Below are 15,711 nucleotides of genomic sequence, written 5' to 3' on the forward strand. Positions count from 1 at the left end.
GTTCACCCCGCGTAACAGTTAGGAAACTATCCAGTTTTCCTGGATTGCCTTCACGGGGCCACCGGCTGACACTCGGGGCTCACGCACCGCATATGGGAGCGCTCCCACTTGCGGTGCCGACCGTGTCCCCCCGATGAAAGGCCGACCATGGCACGCATCCGTGACCGACGGCGCCTCCCGCGCGTCCGCCCCGCCCCCGCAGCGCTCGCCGCCCTCGTGATCGGCGCCGCCGGGCTCGCGGCCGCCGCGACCGACGGCGCCCCGGCCGGCGCCGACCCCGCCGCCGGTTCCGCGGCCGTCGTCCCCGTGGGCAGCGGCGGCTACACCGACGAGCGCCCCGCCGGGGAGCCCGGCCCGAGCGACCAGAACGGCGCCCCCGTCGCGCCCAAGGTCACCGACGACTTCGAGGGCCCGGCCCCCACCAACGAGTGGTGGTCCTCGCTCATCTTCCAGCGCTACCCGGGCAACCCCTACGGCGAGAACCTCTACGCCCACCCCTTCAGCTTCCGCCCGCACGCCGGCGGGCTGGAGGTCGGCTACCCCGACGAGCCGAACCTGGTCGCCGACGGGCTCAAGTACGAGTACCCCCACACCGCCGACCTGACGATGGGCGCCTCCGGCCTGGACGCCCCGCGCACCGAGGTCGCCGACCACGGCGACTGGACCGTCACCGCCCAGTGGGAGGGCGGCGGCACCCTGCGCACCACGATCGGCCAGGGCCTGCCCTTCGCCTACGCCGAGACCGAGGGCGCCGACCCCGAGGTCTCCTTCACGAGCGCGCCCGAGGTCTGGCACGAGGAGGGCGACGTGGTCGGCGCCACCGTCGGCGGCCGCCACTACGCGCTCTTCGCCCCCTCCGACGCGCAGTGGACGCGCTCGGGCAACGCCTTCACCGCCCCCGGCGCCTCGTACTACTCGGTCGCCGTCCTGCCCGGCCCCGGCGACCTGGACGCGTTCGCGCCCTACGCCCACTCCTTCGTCACCGGCTCGCGGGTGGAGTACGCCTACGACGAGGCCGCGGCCGAGCTGACCTCCACCTACCGGCTGACCACCGAGCCGAAGGAGGGCACCGAGGACGGCACGCTCATGGCGCTCTACCCGCACCAGTGGGACGCCGCCGCCGACCCGCTGACCGACCTGGCCTACGCCTCCCCGCGCGGGGAGATGCGGGTGGTCGACGGCGCGCGGTTCACCACCGAGCTGAGCACGCACGGCCTGCTGCCCGGCCTGCCCACCGCCGACGGCGCCGACGAGGGGCGCATGCGGGCCCTCATCGACGAGGAGCTGCACCACGAGGACCCGTTCCGCGGCGGCGACGACACCTACTGGAACGGCAAGGCCCTGGGGCGGCTCGCCCAGCTGGTGCCCATCGCCGACTCGATCGGCTACACCGAGGGCCGGGACGGGCTGCTGGAACTGGTCAAGGGCCGGCTGGAGGGCTGGCTGACCGCCGGGGGCGCGCGCCAGTTCCACTACGACTCCGCCTGGGGCACCATGCTCGGCTACCCCGACTCCTTCGGCGCCGCCGACCAGGTCAACGACCACGATTTCCACTACGGCTACTTCGTGCAGGCCGCAGCCGTCGTCGCCCGCTACGACCGCGACTGGGCCGCCGAGGACGCCTGGGGAGGCATGGTCCGGCTGCTCATCCGGGACGTCGCCGAGACCGACCCGGAATCGGACCTGTTCCCGCGCCTGCGCTCCTTCTCGCCCTACGCCGGGCACGGCTGGGCCTCCGGCCACGCCGGGTTCGCCGCCGGCAACAACCAGGAGTCCTCCTCCGAGGGCATGCACTTCGCCGCCGCCACGGCCCTGTTCGGGGCCGCGACCGGCGACCGCGAACTGCGGGACCTGGGCGTCTTCCTGCACGCCACCCAGGCCTCCACGGTGACCCGCTACTGGCAGGACCACGGGGGCGGCACCTTCCCCGAGGGGTTCGAGCACGACGTCGTCGGCATGGTGTGGGGCGACGGCGGCGACTACCGCATCTGGTGGGACGGCGGCGACGAGGAGCACTACGGCATCAACTACCTGCCGATCACCGCGTCCTCGCTCTACCTGGGCCACGACCCCGAACACGCCGCCGCGATGCACGCCTCCCTGGAGGACCGGCTGGGCGGCGAGCCCCAGGTGTGGCGGGACGTCCACTGGGAGCACCAGGCGCTCTCCGACGGCCCGGCCGCGCTGGCGCGCTTCGAGGAGCAGTGGGCGTCCTACGAACCGGAGGCCGGCGAGTCCAAGGCGCACACCTACCAGTGGGTGTCCACGCTCGCCGAGGCGGGCACCGTGGACACGTCGGTCACCGCGGACACCGCCCACTACGCGGTCTTCGACAACGGGGGGACGAAGACCTACGTCGCCTACAACCCCGGGACCGCGCCGCTCGACGTCTCCTTCTCCGACGGGGCGTCCATGACCCTGGAGGCCGGTGAGCTGGGGACCGCCTCCTCCTGACGGCCGGAGACGGAGCACGCCCGGTGGGGCCCTGCCCCCGCTCCGCCGGGCCTCCCGTCTTCACGCCCGTTTAATGTCCCCGCCCTACGATGAGCGTGTGACATGTCCCAAGTGCCAAGGCCAGATGCAGACCTTCGACCGGCAGGGGATCCACATCGAGCAGTGCATGGGCTGCCGAGGGATCTTCCTCGACCGCGGTGAGCTGGAGCAGATCGTCGCTGCGGAAGAGAGCCACTACGGCGCCCCGCCGCCCTACCCCGGCCGACCGTCGCACGGCGCACCGCACGGCGGCGGACGGGCCTACCCGGTTCCGCCGGACTCGCCGCGCGGTTACGACAAGGGCCGCCGCGACTCGCCGAGCCCTTACGGGCACAAGGGTCACGGCTACAAGGACTCCCCGCGGCCCTACGGCGGGGGGTACGGCTACAAAGACTCGCCGCGCCCCTATGGCCGGCGTAAGAAGAGCTTCCTAGAGCAGCTGTTCGATTGAACCCGCTGATCTGCCCTGAGTGCGGTGAGCTCGACGAGGCACCGGGCCCCGGGCCGTCGGGGGAGGGGCTGCACTGCCGCTTCTGCGGACACGTGCGGCCCTTCCTCCGTGCACCCCTGCTCTGTGTGACCGGCCCCAGCGGCACGGGCAAGTCGACCGTGGGACGGCTGCTCATCGAGGCGCTGGCGGACCGCTTCGTCGTGCTCGAACAGGACGTCCTGTGGGTCGAGGGCCTGCGCGACGACTCGCCCGACCACCGCCCGTTCCGCTCCACATGGCTGCGCACGGCCGCGATGGTCCAGCAGAACGGGCGCCCGGTGGTGCTCTTCGGCACGGTGGTGCCGCCCGAGTTCGAACCGCTGCCCGAGCGCGCGCTGTTCTCGCGCATCCACTACCTCGCGCTCACCTGCGACCCGGACGTCCTCGCCGACCGCCTGCGCGCGCGGCCGTCGTGGCGGGAATGGGACGAGGAGCGCATCGAGGAGATGCTGGAGTACGCGCAGTGGGTGTCCGAGACGGCGGCGGAGATGCACCCGCCCGTCGACCTCTTGGACACGAGCTCTTCGCCCCCCGAGGAGACGGCCAAGGCCGTTCGAGCGTGGGTGGAGCAGGCGGCACACGGCCTCTGAAAGCCCTGTCGTCGAAGGGAACCGGCGCGGCAGCCGGTCCCGTCGTAGTGGTCCCCATCCGCCGGACACCGGCGCCGAACACCTTCTTCGCGAAGGGGGACCGTACGAGCGGGATACCGCCCTCACACCGCCGGGCCGCCGTGGCGGGTCGCGGCGGCGATGGCGGCCGCGAGGTCGGGCATGTCCCGGTCCTCCAGCGCCGAGACCGTCACCCGCAGCGCCGGGCGCGCCTCGGTGCGGAAGCGCGATCCGGGGGCGACCGCCCATCCCCGTGCCAACAGGCCCGCCACGGCGGAGCCCTCGTCGGGGACCGGGACCCACACGTTCACGCCCGAGCGGCCGCGGGCCGCGATCCCGTGCGCCGCCAAGTGCTCGATCAGGGCCGTGCGGCGCCGGGTGTAGGAGCGGCCGACCTCCTCGGGCGCCGCCGCGCCGGTGCGCCACATGTGCACGAACGCCTCTTGGAGCACGTGGCTGACCCACCCCGGGCCCGTCTGGATCAGGGCGCGCACCCGGTCGACGGTCACCATGTCACCGGCGACCATCGCCAGGCGCAGGTCCGGCCCGTACCCCTTGGCGGCCGACCGCACCACCGCCCAGCGGTCCGTGGTGCCGAACACCCCGTGGAAGGGGAGCTCCACCCAGCCGAACCCGTGGTCGTCCTCGACGGTGAGCACGGCGGGGTGCTCGGAGAGCACCCCGCGCAGGGCGGTCGCGCGCTCCCGGCTCAGCGCCGCGCCGGTCGGGTTCTGCGCCCGGTTGGTGATCACCACCGCGCGGGCCCCCGCACGCAGCGCCGCCGACAGCTCGCTCGGCAGCGGCCCTTCGCCGTCGACCGCCATCGGCACGCTCTTCAGGCCGATCGCGGCGAGCAGGTCGTGTTCGCTCGGCCAGCCGGGGTCCTCCAGGGCCACCGTGTCCCCGGGGCGCAGCGCCGAGCGGAGCACCCGGTCGATGCCGTCCAGGGCGCCCGAGGTCAGGCCGAGCGAGGCGGTCGGCACGCCGTCGGCCCCGAACACCTCGGCGGCGGCCTCGGCCATGGCCGGCAGCACCGGGGCGTCCCCGTACAGCGGCGGGGTGCGCCCCTGGCGGTCGCGGGCGACCGCGGCCAGGGCGGCCGCCAGGTCGGGCAGCAGCCGCGGGTCCGGGTTGCCGGTGGCGGCGTCGCGGGTGCCCGGGGGCACCGCGCCGGGGCCGGTCTCACGCGGGGCGGCGGCGGGGCGCTGGCGGACCCGGGTGCCGCGCCGCCCCCCGGTCTCCACCAGGCCGCGGTCGCGCAGCAGCCGGTAGGCGGCGGCCACGGTGTTGGGGTTGACCCCCAGGTCGCCGGCGAGGTCGCGGATGGGGGGCAGCAGCGTCCCGGCCTGGAGCCCTCCGCCGACGATCTCCCGTTCCACGCTGTCGGCGATCTCGTGCGAGCCGCGTCCGGTGATGACCATGACCGCATTATCCAGCAGCGCAGGGCCTGGAGGCACACCGGCGCGTCGGCGGGTGCGCGGCAAAACCTGACGGACGGCGGCGCGCCGTTTGGACGATCATAGAACATCCGCGATTCACTCTTATTTTCGGGGTGTTTTTCATCAATTCTTCATTGCGTGCTGCGCAATGCGTTGCGTCCTGCGGTTCTTCGGCGGTGGCCCGTAATGATCGACTACGCGCCCAGGGTGGCCGCCGGGCGGCTCCGCGGGGCTGTGTGCAGGGGGTTCGCTCAACGAATTTGTCCGCTCTGACCTGCGGATAAGCCGTGTTCGCGGTCTTGCCCACTTGAAGTGGGGGTGGGGTCATGCTTTTCAATGGGTCATACGCGAAGTTTCACCCTCGCCGTCGTGTGCCGGACGAGCGAAGGGTGTTCTAGTGTGAGGAGTCGACCTATTAAAGGGCAGGATCAGCAGCGATTTGGAGACGACCCGCTAGCCGTTCGCGACACCGACCACTACAAAGCCGAATACGTGACCGGGTTCGTCGACAAGTGGGACGAGCTCATCGACTGGAAGCGCCGCTACGAGAGCGAGGGGCGCTTCTTCGTGGACCAGCTCAAGGAGCGCGGGGTCCGCGAGGTGCTCGATGTCGCGGCCGGAACCGGCTTTCACTCGGTGCGCTTGGTCGAAGAGGGGTTCGACACCGTCAGCGCTGACGGAAGCCCTGAGATGCTCGCCAAGGCGTTCCACAACGGGATGGCCTACGGCGGGCACATCCTGCGCGTCGTCCAGGCCGACTGGCGTTGGCTCAACCGCGACGTGCACGGGACCTATGACGCGATCATCTGTCTGGGCAATTCGTTCACCCACCTGTTCTCCGAGCGGGACCGCCGCAAGGCCCTGGCCGAGTTCTACGCCATGCTCAAGCACGACGGCGTACTGATCATCGACCAGCGCAACTACGACGCCCTGCTGGACGGCAAGTACGGGAACAAGCACACGTACTACTACTGCGGTGAGGAGGTGTCCGCCGAGCCGGAGCACGTCGACGAGGGCCTCGCGCGCTTCGTCTACCGGTTCCCGGACAAGTCCGAGTACCACCTCAACATGTTCCCGCTGCGCAAGAACTACACGCGGCGGCTCCTGCGCGAGGTGGGCTTCCAGAAGGTGGACACCTACGGGGACTTCCAGGAGACCCACCAGGGTGAGGAGCCGGACTTCTTCATCCACATCGCCGAGAAGGCCTACCTGCGGGAGGACGACCTCTCCGGGAACTACTCGGCGGCGGTGCGCACCGCCCGGGAGTACTACAACTCCTCGGACGCCGACACCTTCTACCACACGATCTGGGGCGGCACCGACATCCACGTCGGCCTGTACGACTCCCCGGACGGCGACATCGCCGAGGCGAGCCGCCGCACCGTGGAGCGGATGGCCGGCAAGGTGGAGATCGGCCCCGACACCCAGGTCATCGACGTGGGCGCCGGCTACGGCGGTTCCGCGCGCTTCCTCGCCCGCCAGTTCGGGTGCAAGGTCACCTGCCTGAACCTGAGCGAGGTGGAGAACGAGCGCAACCGGGAGATGAACCGCGAGGCGGGCCTGGACCACCTGATCGACGTGGTCGACGGCTCCTTCGAGGACATCCCGTGCCAGGACAACGCCTTCGACGTGGTCTGGTCGCAGGACGCCTTCCTGCACAGCGGCGACCGGCCCCGGGTCCTGGAGGAGGTCGCCCGCGTGCTGCGCACCGGCGGGGACTTCGTCTTCACCGACCCGATGGCCTCGGACGCGGCGACCCAGGACGCGCTGCGCCCGATCCTGGACCGGCTGCACCTGGACAGCATGGGCACGCCCGGCTTCTACGACAAGCAGACGGCGCGCCTGGGCATGTCCAAGGTCGAGTTCGACGACCTGACCGAGCAGCTGCCCCGCCACTACGGCCGTGTGCTGGCCGAGACCGAGTCCCGTGAGTCCGAGCTGACCGGAAAGATCAGCGAGGCCTACCTGACGCGGATGAAGACCGGTCTGCGCAACTGGGTCCACGGCGGCGAGTCCGGCTCGCTGGCCTGGGGGATCCTGCACTACAAGTCCTGATCCCGCCTCCCGGGAACGGCGGGCGCGCCCTGGGCCCGCCGCCCCGGCCCGGTCCCCGGCTCGCGGGGGGCCGGGCCGGTGGTCGTCCCGGGGAATGAGGCTCCAGGCTCGGGGGCGCGGCGATGCGTCGGCCTGCCGCGTCCCCGGTTCCCGGCCGGGCGCCTTCGGGCGCACCCCCGGACGAAGCCCTCCGTCAGCCGGCGCCGGGAGCGTCCGCGGCGTCGGAGCGTGCGGCCCCGGAGCGGACGAGCCCGGCCGCCCGGCCTTTCGCGGAGACGACCAGGGCCATCTTGCGCGAGGCCTCGTCCAGCATTTCGCCGTCGAGGGTGACCGCTCCCCGGCGCTGCACGGACGTGGCGTGCTCGTAGGCCTCCAGGATGCGCTCGGCCCGGTCGAACTCGGCCTGGTCGGGGGCGTAGACCGTGTTGGCCGCCTCGACCTGGGAGGGGTGGACCGTCCACTTGCCGTCGTAGCCGAGGGCGGCGGTGCGCCGGGCCGAGGTCTGGAAGGCCTCGGGGGCGCGGACCTTGAGGTTCGGTCCGTCGATCGCCTGCAGGCCGTTGGCGCGCGCGGCGGTGAGGATGCGCAGCAGCACGTAGTGGTAGGCGTCCCCGACGTCGTAGCCGGCCGGCTGCTCCCCGACCTCGAGGCCGCGCATGTTCATCGACGCCATGAAGTCGGCGGGGCCGAAGACCAGCGCCTCAAGGCGCGGGGACGCGGCGGCCACGGCGTCGACGGCGGACAGGCCGCGGGCGTCCTCGATCTGCGCCTCGATGCCGATCCGCCCGGGCTCCAGGCCGCACGCGCGCTCCACCTGGGTGAGCAGGAGGTCCAGCCACTGGACGTGGACCGGGTCGGTCACCTTGGGCAGCACCAGGCAGTCCAGGTCGGCCCCGGCCCGCTCCACCACGGTGATCACGTCCCGATAGGTCCACGGCGTGTCCAGTGCGTTCACGCGGACCGTGCGCACCCGCGCGCCCCATCCGCCCTCGGTGAGCGCGGCGGCCGCGGCGTCGCGCGCGCGGTCCTTCTCCGAGGGGGCCACGGCGTCCTCCAGGTCGAGGAAGAACGCGTCGGAGGCGATCTCGCGCGCCTTCTCGACGAATCGGGGGTTGGATGCCGGGACCGCGAGGACCGAGCGTCGCGACCGGTAGGGCGCCGCAGCCATGTTCCACTCCTGCCGTGTTCGGGTTCGGGACCGAAGGCGGACGTGCCGCCGTCGGACTCTATCCCGCACTCGAAAGGCACATTAGGGTGCATTCCAGGCATGTCCGTGCGTAGGTGGGCGCGCCGACGGGGACGAGATCCATGGGGGAAAGGGGAGCGATGAGCCGGACGAGCGACGTGTCGCCGCACGAGGGGCCGCGCACCGAGGCGTACCCGACTAGTTCGCACTGGGGTTCCTACGAGGTCCTCGTCGAGGACGGCAAGGTGGTCGGCGCGCGTCCCGACCCCCGCGACCCCGACCCCGCACCGCTCATCGGCAACGCCGCCGGAGCCCAGCACCACCCCGCGCGGGTGGCGCGCCCCACCGTGCGGCGCCGGTGGCTGGACGGCGGTCCGGGCCCCGACCCCCGGCGCGGGGACCCCGACGACGAGTACGTCGAGGTCGACTGGGACACCGCGGCCGAACTGGTCGCCCAGGAGCTGGGCCGGGTCCACCGCGAGCACGGCGGCGAGGCCGTCTTCGGCGGCTCCTACGGCTGGGGCAGCGCCGGGCGGTTCCACCACTCGCAGAGCCAGCTGCACCGGTTCCTCAACACCGCGGGCGGCTACACCCGCAGCCGCGCCACCTACAGCCACGCCGCCGTGGAGGTCCTCTTCCCGCACCTGGTCGGGGCCACGGGCGCCCACGCGCTGCTGGAGCGCGCGCCCACCTGGCCGGCGATCGCCGAGCACACCGACCTCATCGTGTCCTTCGGCGGGCTGCGCAGGTCCAACACCTGGATCGCCTCGGGCGGGCGCGCCGCGCACACGGCCGTTCCGGGCATGCGCGCGGCCGCCGAGCGCGGCCTGCGCACGGTCTCGATCAGCCCGCTCAAGGACGACACCATCGACGAGATGGGCGCCGAGTGGCTGCCTGCGGCGCCCGGCACCGACACCGCGGTCATGCTGGCCCTGACCCACGTGCTGTTCGAGGAGGGCCTGGCCGACCGCGCCTTCCTCGACCGGTACACCGTCGGCGCCGACGTGGTGCGGCGCTACGTCACCGGCGAGACCGACGGGGTGGCCAAGACGCCCGAGTGGGCCGCCCCGATCTGCGAGCTGCCCGCCGAGACCCTGCACGCGCTGGCGCGGCGCATGGCCGCGGGGCGCACCCTGGTCAACGTCGGCTGGTCGGTGCAGCGCGTCCGGTACGGCGAGCAGCCCCTGTGGGCGGGCCTGGCGCTGGCCGCGTGCCTGGGGCAGATCGGCCTGCCCGGCGGCGGGTTCGCCACCGGGTACGGCTCCATGGGGCGCTACGGCGGCGGCGCCACCCCCGGTGGCCTGCCGCGCTTCCCCAAGGGCTCCAACCCCGTCGACCGCCTCATCCCGGTCGCCCACACCTCGGAGATGCTGCTGCGCCCGGGGGAGGAGTTCGACTTCGACGGCGAGCGCCTGACCTACCCCGACATCCGCTTCGTCGCCTGGTCCGGAGGGAACCCGTTCCACCACCACCAGGACTTGGCGCGCCTGACGCGGGCCTTCGGCCGCCCGGACACCGTCCTGGTGGTCGAGACGCACTGGACCGCCACCGCGCGCCACGCCGACATCGTGCTGCCGTCCACCACCACCCTTGAGCGCGAGGACATGGCGGCCAGCCAGGGCGACCTGCGCCTCAACGTGATGCGGCGGGCGGTCGAGCCGTACGCGGAGGCGCGCGACGAGTACGAGATCTACAGCGCGGTCTGTGCGCGCATGGGCCTGGAGAAGGACTTCACCGAGGGCCGCACCGCCGAGGAGTGGATGCGGCACATGTACGGGCAGTGGCGCGCGCGCCAGCACGAGATGTTCGGCGCCGACCTGCCGGCCTTCGACGACTTCTGGGAGGCCGGGGGCGTCGACCTGCCCGGGCGGGTGGACGACGAGGCCATGGCGGCCTTCGCCGAGTTCCGCCAGGACCCGGTGGGCAGCCCGCTGCAGACCCCGAGCGGCCGCATCGAGCTGTTCTCGGCGACCATCGCCGGCTTCGGGTACGCCGACTGCCCGGGCTATCCCATCTGGCTCCCGGGGGAGGAGAGGATCGGGTCCTCGCGCTCGCGCCGGTGGCCGCTGCTCCTGCTGGCCAACCAGCCCCAGGGGCGCCTGCACAGCCAGCAGGACATGGGTGCCTACAGCGCCTCGCTGAAGGTCCAGGGGCGCGCACCGGTGCGCATGAACCCCGACGACGCCGCGGCGCGCGGGCTGTCCGACGGGGACCTGGTGAAGGTGCACAACGACAGGGGCAGCCTGATCGCCGGGGTGCGGGTGTCCGACGCGCTGCGCCCCGGGGTGGCGCAGCTGTCCACCGGCGCCTGGTACGACCCGTCCGCCGAGGACGTGACGTGCGCGCACGGCAACCCGAACGCGCTGACCGACGTGGTGGGGACCTCCCGCCTGGCGCAGGGGTCGACCGGACAGCACGTGCTGGTGGAGGTCGAGGCCTACCGGGGCGACCCGCCGCCGGTGAGGGCCTTCACCCCGCCGGTCCCGGTGCCCTCTTCCTCCTGATCTGGAACATAGGTTAGCCTCTACTAAGTTCTTTCACCGGTACCGGGCCCCCACCGGCACCGGTGTCCGGTGGTGCCCTGCCGCGCCCGGAACGGAGTCGGAGGAGACGAGTGGCCTTGCCAAGGCGGTGCGCCCGCCCGGTCCCTGAGGTCGGGACGGGATGAGCGCCCAGACGGCGGCGCCGGAACGGCGCTCCCCGGACCGGGACGAGGCGACACAGGCGCTCGCGAAGCGCACCAGGGCCGGCGCCAAGGTGCACACCGCCAGAGCGCTGGGGCTGCTCGTCGCCATCGGGGTCCTGCTGCTGTGCGTGGGGCTCAGCGTTTCGGTCGGCGCCAAGTCCATTCCGCTGGGCACCGTCTGGGAAGCGCTGGTCAGCAACGACGGCTCCTACGACCACAGCGTCGTCGTCGAGCTGCGCATCCCCCGCGCGGTCCTGGGCGTCTTCGTCGGCGCGGCCCTGGGCCTGTCCGGGGCGCTCATGCAGGGCCTGACCCGCAACCCCCTGGCCGAACCGGGCATCCTCGGCGTCAACTCCGGCGCCGCGGCCGCCGTGGTGGTCGCCATCTTCGTCTTCGGCCTGACCAGCCCGGGCGCCTACGTGTGGTTCGCTTTCGTCGGCGCGGCGGTCGCGGCCCTGGCCGTCTACGCGCTGGGCAGCCGCGGACGCAGCCAGGCCACCCCGGTGCGCCTGGCGCTGGCCGGGACCGCCGTGGCCGCGGTGCTGCAGGGCCTGGTCTACGCGGTCATCGTGCTCGACGACTTCGTCTTCGACCGGATCCGCTTCTGGCAGGTCGGCTCCCTGGTCGGGCGCGACCTGGAGCTGTTCTCCCGGATCTGGCCCTTCCTGGTCACCGGGGTGGTCATCGCCCTGCTGCTGGCGCCGGCGCTGAACACCGTCGCCCTCGGCGACGACCTGGCCGCGGCGCTGGGCGCGCACATCAACCGCACCCGGCTGCTGGCGGCGGTGGCGATCGTGCTGATGTGCGGCGCGGCCACCGCCACCGCCGGGCCCATCTGGTTCGTCGGGCTGACCGTGCCGCACGTGGCGCGCGCGATCACCGGCCCCGACCAGCGCTGGCTGCTGCCCTACTCGGCGGTGCTGGCCGCGGTGCTGCTCACCGCCGCCGACACCCTGGGCCGGGTGGTGCTGCCCACCGGCGAACTGGAGGTCGGCATCATCACCGCGCTCGTGGGGGCGCCCGTGTTCATCGCCCTGGTCCGGCGCAACAGGATGGCCCAGATATGACCGCGACGACCCCGCGCGCGGGCAGCGTGCGCAGCGGACGCCCGGTGCGCACCCGCTCGGGCCGCGTCTCCTTCCTGGTCCGGCCGCGCACGGCCGCGGTGACGGGCGCCCTCGTGGCGGCCATCGCGGCCGTGTTCGCCGCGCTGCTGATGCTCGGCGAGTACGAGATCACCCTGCCGCGGGTGGCCGCCGCGCTCGCCGGGCAGGGCGAGCGGCTGGACCTGTTCTTCGTGCGCGACGTGCGCCTGCCCCGCGCCTGGGTCGCGGTGCTCGTCGGCGCCTCGCTGGGGGTGGCCGGCGCGGTCTTCCAGAGCCTGTCCCGCAACCCCCTGGGCAGCCCGGACATCATCGGCTTCACCGGCGGCGCGGCCACCGGCGCCGTGCTGACCATCCTCGCCTTCGGCGGGTCGATGCTGCAGGTGTCGCTGGGCGCGGTCGCCGGCGGTGTCGCCACCGCCGGGTTGGTGTACCTGCTGGCCATGAAGAACGGCGTCCAGGGCTACCGGCTGATCCTGGTCGGCATCGGCATCAGCGCCATGCTCACCTCCGTGCGCGACTACCTGATCACCCGCGCCGACCTCACCGACGCCAAGGCCGCCCAGGTGTGGATGATCGGCAGCCTCAACGCCCGCGGGTGGACCGAGGTCATCGCGGTCGCGGTGTGCATGGCGGTGCTGCTCCCGCCGCTCCTGGCGATGGGGCCCCGGCTGCGCCTGATGGAGATGGGCGAGCAGACCGCGCACGCCCTGGGCGTCCCGGTGCAGCGCACCCAGGCGGTGGCGCTGCTGGCGGCCAGCGCCCTGACCGGGGCGGCGATCGCCGTCGCCGGGCCGATCGCCTTCATCGCCCTGGCCGCACCGCAGTTGGCCCGCCGGCTGCTCCGCTCGACCGGCACGACCCTGTTCGGCGCGGCCCTGATGGGGGCGCTGCTGCTGGTCACCGCCGACCTGGTGGCCCAGCACGCGCTGAGCCCCGCACAGCTGCCGGTGGGCGCGGTGACCGCGGTCATCGGCGGAAGCTACCTCGTCTGGCTGCTCTACCGTGAATGGCGGACCGGACGTGCCTGACCGGCGCCACCGACTCGACGCACACACAGGAGAAAGCGCGATGCCCGAACCGTCCCGGCTGTGGGGGGAGAACCTGACGCTCGCCTACGACCAGAGCGTCATCTCCCGTGACCTGGGGATCAGCATCCCGGACAACTCCTTCACGGTCATCGTCGGCCCCAACGCCTGCGGGAAGTCGACGCTGCTGCGCGCGCTGTCGCGGATGCTCAAGCCGCAGTCGGGGGCGGTGCACCTGGACGGGCGCCTGATCTCGTCCTACCCCTCCAAGGAGGTGGCGCGGCGGCTGGGCCTGCTGCCCCAGTCCTCGATCGCCCCCGACGGCATCACCGTGGCCGACCTGGTGGCGCGCGGGCGCTACCCGCACCAGAAGCTGCTGCGCCAGTGGTCCGGCTCCGACGAGGCGGTGATCACCGAGTCCATGGAGGCGACCGGCGTCGCCGACCTGGCCGACCGGATGGTCGACGAGCTGTCCGGCGGGCAGCGCCAGCGGGTGTGGCTGGCCATGGTGCTGGCCCAGCAGACGCCGCTGCTGCTGCTGGACGAGCCCACCACCTACCTCGACATCGCCCACCAGATGGACGTGCTCGACCTGTGCGCCGAGCTGCACCACGAGCGCGACTACACCCTGGTCGCGGTCCTGCACGACCTCAACCAGGCCTGCCGCTACGCCACCCACCTGATCGTCATGAAGGACGGGGCCGTGGTGGCCGAGGGCGCGCCCTCCGAGATCGTCACCGCCGGCCTGGTGGAGAAGGTGTTCGGGCTGCCCGTGCGGGTGGTCCCCGATCCGGAGACCGGGACCCCCATGATCGTGGCGGTCGACCGCCGCGGCACCATCACCCGCCGCGCGCGCGGCACCGAGGAACCCACCGGAGCCCAGGAGGCCCAGGAGGCCCAGGACGAGGCTCAGGACGACGCGGTACTGGAGAAGCCCCGCTCGGCCTGACACCGCCCCATGACCTTAGAGAGCGGTCCCGCAACGGGGACCCTCCCTGTCATCCATGCTCCAGGAGCGGCGCCACCGGGCGCCGGCCGTCCGGGCGGCTTGGCGAAGCCGTAGAAGCGCCCCGTGCGTCAGGTCCGCCGGGCTTCCTTAGGCCCGGACTCCCACTCCCTCTCCGCCTCGGCCAGCAGGTACGGCGCGACCGCTGTCTCGGCCCCCGAGAGGGCGGCCAGCGACGCCGACGCCGCGACCGGGTCGGGCGCGGCCGCCGCGACCCGCCCGCCCGAGACCTCGATGAACCGGAGCGCGGCGGCACCGTCCTGGTGGTCTCCCAGGACCTCCTGGAGGTTCGCGGCCCAGCGGCGCAGGCGGGCGGCGGGCGTGCCCAGGACCGGTTCGGAGGCCGAGGCCGCGTAACGGACGCGTTTGGCGGCCTTGCGGACCTCATGCCAGGCCTCGTCCCGGGAGGCGCGGTCGGTCGCGGCGAGCGCGCGCTCGTGGGCGGACCGCATGCGCGCGAGCGCGTCACCGACCTGGTCGTCGAGCACCTTCTCAGCGGGCTTCCCGGCGCGCGGCCCGTTCAGCGGGGAGGAGCGCAGCCGGTCCAGCCGGTCGAGCAGGGCGAAGTACTCCTGCCCGTCGAGGGAGCGGACGGCCCTGCGCCGCGCCGCCTCCAGCCGGCCGTCGAAGACGGTGAGCCAGTCTCCCGTGAGGCGGACCCCGCCCGCCCGACGCGGTAGCTCGGCTAAGCGTGCGGTGAACCGTTCCCTCAAGACCTCCAGGTCACGGGATTCCCCCAGAGCGGCCGCCAGCTCCCGCAGGGCGTCGGCGGTCGGTCGGACGGCCTTGCGGCCGACGACGGCGGGGAACCCCCGCAGGACCGTGCGGATGCGGCGGGTGGCCACGCGCATCTGGTGCAGCGCGTCCTCCTCGCCGGCGCGGACCCGGGGGTCGAGGGCGAGCATGTCCTCCACCTGGTCGAACAGGTAGCCCCGGACGGCGGCGTCGGCGGTCGGACCCGTCGGACGGGCCGGACGCTCGGGGACCAGGTCGCCCAGCAGCGTCAGTGTCTTGGACCCGGTGCGCGAGGGACGCGCCCCGGCGTCCGTCAGGCGGCGGCCGATCGCGTCCAGCAGCGCGCGGTCACCGGAACCGAGCTCGGCCTCGATCTCGCGCCAGCGCACCTCCCGTCCGTTCCTCAGGAGGACCTCGCCGTGCACGCGGTCGTCGGCTATGAGCGCCAGCGGTTCGCCGTCACCGCCGAGCAAGGCGGTCTCGGTCCGTTCGGTGGTGATGCGGGCGACCGGCACCAGCGCCGCCCCGCGCGCGGCGGAGGAGGCCAGCCGGACCAGCCGAGCGGGGATCCGGGTGGCGTGCGATCCGCGGGGGGCGCGGAACTCGCGCTTGCCGTCGGGGCCCCAGGGGATCTTCAGATGCCACCCGGTGTCCGGGCCGCCGAGGCGTCGGCGGAGCGTGATGCCGCGCGCGGCGAGGCGCAGGTCCTCGGTGTCGAAGTAGGTGGCGACGAGCCGGTGGGCCTGTTCGTCCATCCCGCCCGGCGCCAGATCGGCCGGCCGGGGCGGCTCGAACTCCGCGCCGACCTCGAACGTCGTCTCGATCTCCAGGTGATCGACCATCGCGGTCTCCAACAGAGTCCGGGCCGTACAGTCTAGGCGA

11 protein-coding genes are annotated in these 15,711 nt (G+C 73.1%); 8 read left to right on the forward strand and 3 right to left on the reverse strand.

Going from position 1 to position 15,711, the window contains the following annotated elements; all coding sequences use genetic code 11:
- The first annotated feature begins 147 nt into the window (after window positions 1-147).
- The 3 genes from C892_RS0117240 (at window position 148) to C892_RS0117250 (ending at window position 3,573) form a co-directional block, all read left to right on the forward strand.
- Window positions 148-2,454 (forward strand): glycosyl hydrolase, encoded by a 2,307-nt coding sequence (locus C892_RS0117240; RefSeq protein WP_017558192.1) that lies wholly within the window; start codon window positions 148-150, stop codon window positions 2,452-2,454.
- Between the two features lie 73 nt (window positions 2,455-2,527).
- Window positions 2,528-2,944, forward strand: coding sequence for a TFIIB-type zinc ribbon-containing protein (locus C892_RS0117245; protein WP_083934404.1), 417 nt, complete (start codon window positions 2,528-2,530; stop codon window positions 2,942-2,944).
- A complete protein-coding gene (locus C892_RS0117250; RefSeq protein ID WP_026124439.1) occupies window positions 2,941-3,573 on the forward strand; it encodes an ATP-binding protein in 633 nt (210 codons plus the stop codon). Before C892_RS0117245 ends, C892_RS0117250 begins: the two co-directional genes overlap by 4 nt.
- A gap of 122 nt (window positions 3,574-3,695) precedes the next feature.
- On the opposite strand, the gene C892_RS0117255 is transcribed toward C892_RS0117250, so the two are convergent.
- The gene (locus C892_RS0117255; RefSeq protein WP_017558195.1) at window positions 3,696-5,012 is read right to left on the reverse strand and encodes an aminotransferase class I/II-fold pyridoxal phosphate-dependent enzyme; all 1,317 of its coding nucleotides are present in this window, start codon (window positions 5,010-5,012) and stop codon (window positions 3,696-3,698) included.
- A 417-nt stretch (window positions 5,013-5,429) separates the two neighbouring features.
- Here C892_RS0117255 and C892_RS0117260 point away from each other — a divergent pair, with 417 nt between their 5' ends.
- Complete coding sequence (locus C892_RS0117260; protein ID WP_193374786.1) at window positions 5,430-7,085, forward strand: glycine/sarcosine N-methyltransferase; 1,656 nt, start codon at window positions 5,430-5,432, stop codon at window positions 7,083-7,085.
- Between the two features lie 193 nt (window positions 7,086-7,278).
- Here C892_RS0117260 and C892_RS0117265 read toward each other — a convergent pair whose 3' ends face one another.
- On the reverse strand, window positions 7,279-8,253 hold the full coding sequence (locus C892_RS0117265) for an HpcH/HpaI aldolase/citrate lyase family protein (protein WP_017558197.1): 975 nt from the start codon (window positions 8,251-8,253) through the stop codon (window positions 7,279-7,281).
- A gap of 158 nt (window positions 8,254-8,411) precedes the next feature.
- Between C892_RS0117265 and C892_RS0117270 the strand changes: the two genes are divergently transcribed.
- The 4 genes from C892_RS0117270 (at window position 8,412) to C892_RS29120 (ending at window position 14,037) form a co-directional block, all read left to right on the forward strand.
- Window positions 8,412-10,775, forward strand: a complete 2,364-nt coding sequence (locus C892_RS0117270; protein ID WP_017558198.1) for a molybdopterin-dependent oxidoreductase — start codon at window positions 8,412-8,414, stop codon at window positions 10,773-10,775.
- Window positions 10,776-10,935: 160 nt separating this feature from the next.
- Window positions 10,936-12,024, forward strand: a complete 1,089-nt coding sequence (locus C892_RS0117275; protein ID WP_017558199.1) for a FecCD family ABC transporter permease — start codon at window positions 10,936-10,938, stop codon at window positions 12,022-12,024.
- Entirely contained in the window at window positions 12,021-13,091 is a 1,071-nt protein-coding gene (locus C892_RS0117280) for a FecCD family ABC transporter permease (RefSeq protein WP_017558200.1), read from the forward strand. The genes C892_RS0117275 and C892_RS0117280 overlap by 4 nt, the downstream gene beginning before the upstream one ends.
- A 40-nt stretch (window positions 13,092-13,131) precedes the next feature.
- On the forward strand, window positions 13,132-14,037 hold the full coding sequence (locus tag C892_RS29120) for an ABC transporter ATP-binding protein (RefSeq protein ID WP_017558201.1): 906 nt from the start codon (window positions 13,132-13,134) through the stop codon (window positions 14,035-14,037).
- A gap of 128 nt (window positions 14,038-14,165) precedes the next feature.
- Here C892_RS29120 and C892_RS0117290 read toward each other — a convergent pair whose 3' ends face one another.
- Window positions 14,166-15,671: a CYTH and CHAD domain-containing protein gene (locus tag C892_RS0117290; RefSeq protein ID WP_017558202.1), complete on the reverse strand. Its 1,506-nt coding sequence runs from the start codon at window positions 15,669-15,671 to the stop codon at window positions 14,166-14,168.
- Between the last annotated feature and the right edge of the window lie 40 nt (window positions 15,672-15,711).

It is taken from the genome of Nocardiopsis baichengensis YIM 90130 (genome assembly GCF_000341205.1).
GTDB classification, from domain to species: Bacteria; Actinomycetota; Actinomycetes; order Streptosporangiales; family Streptosporangiaceae; genus Nocardiopsis_A; species Nocardiopsis_A halophila.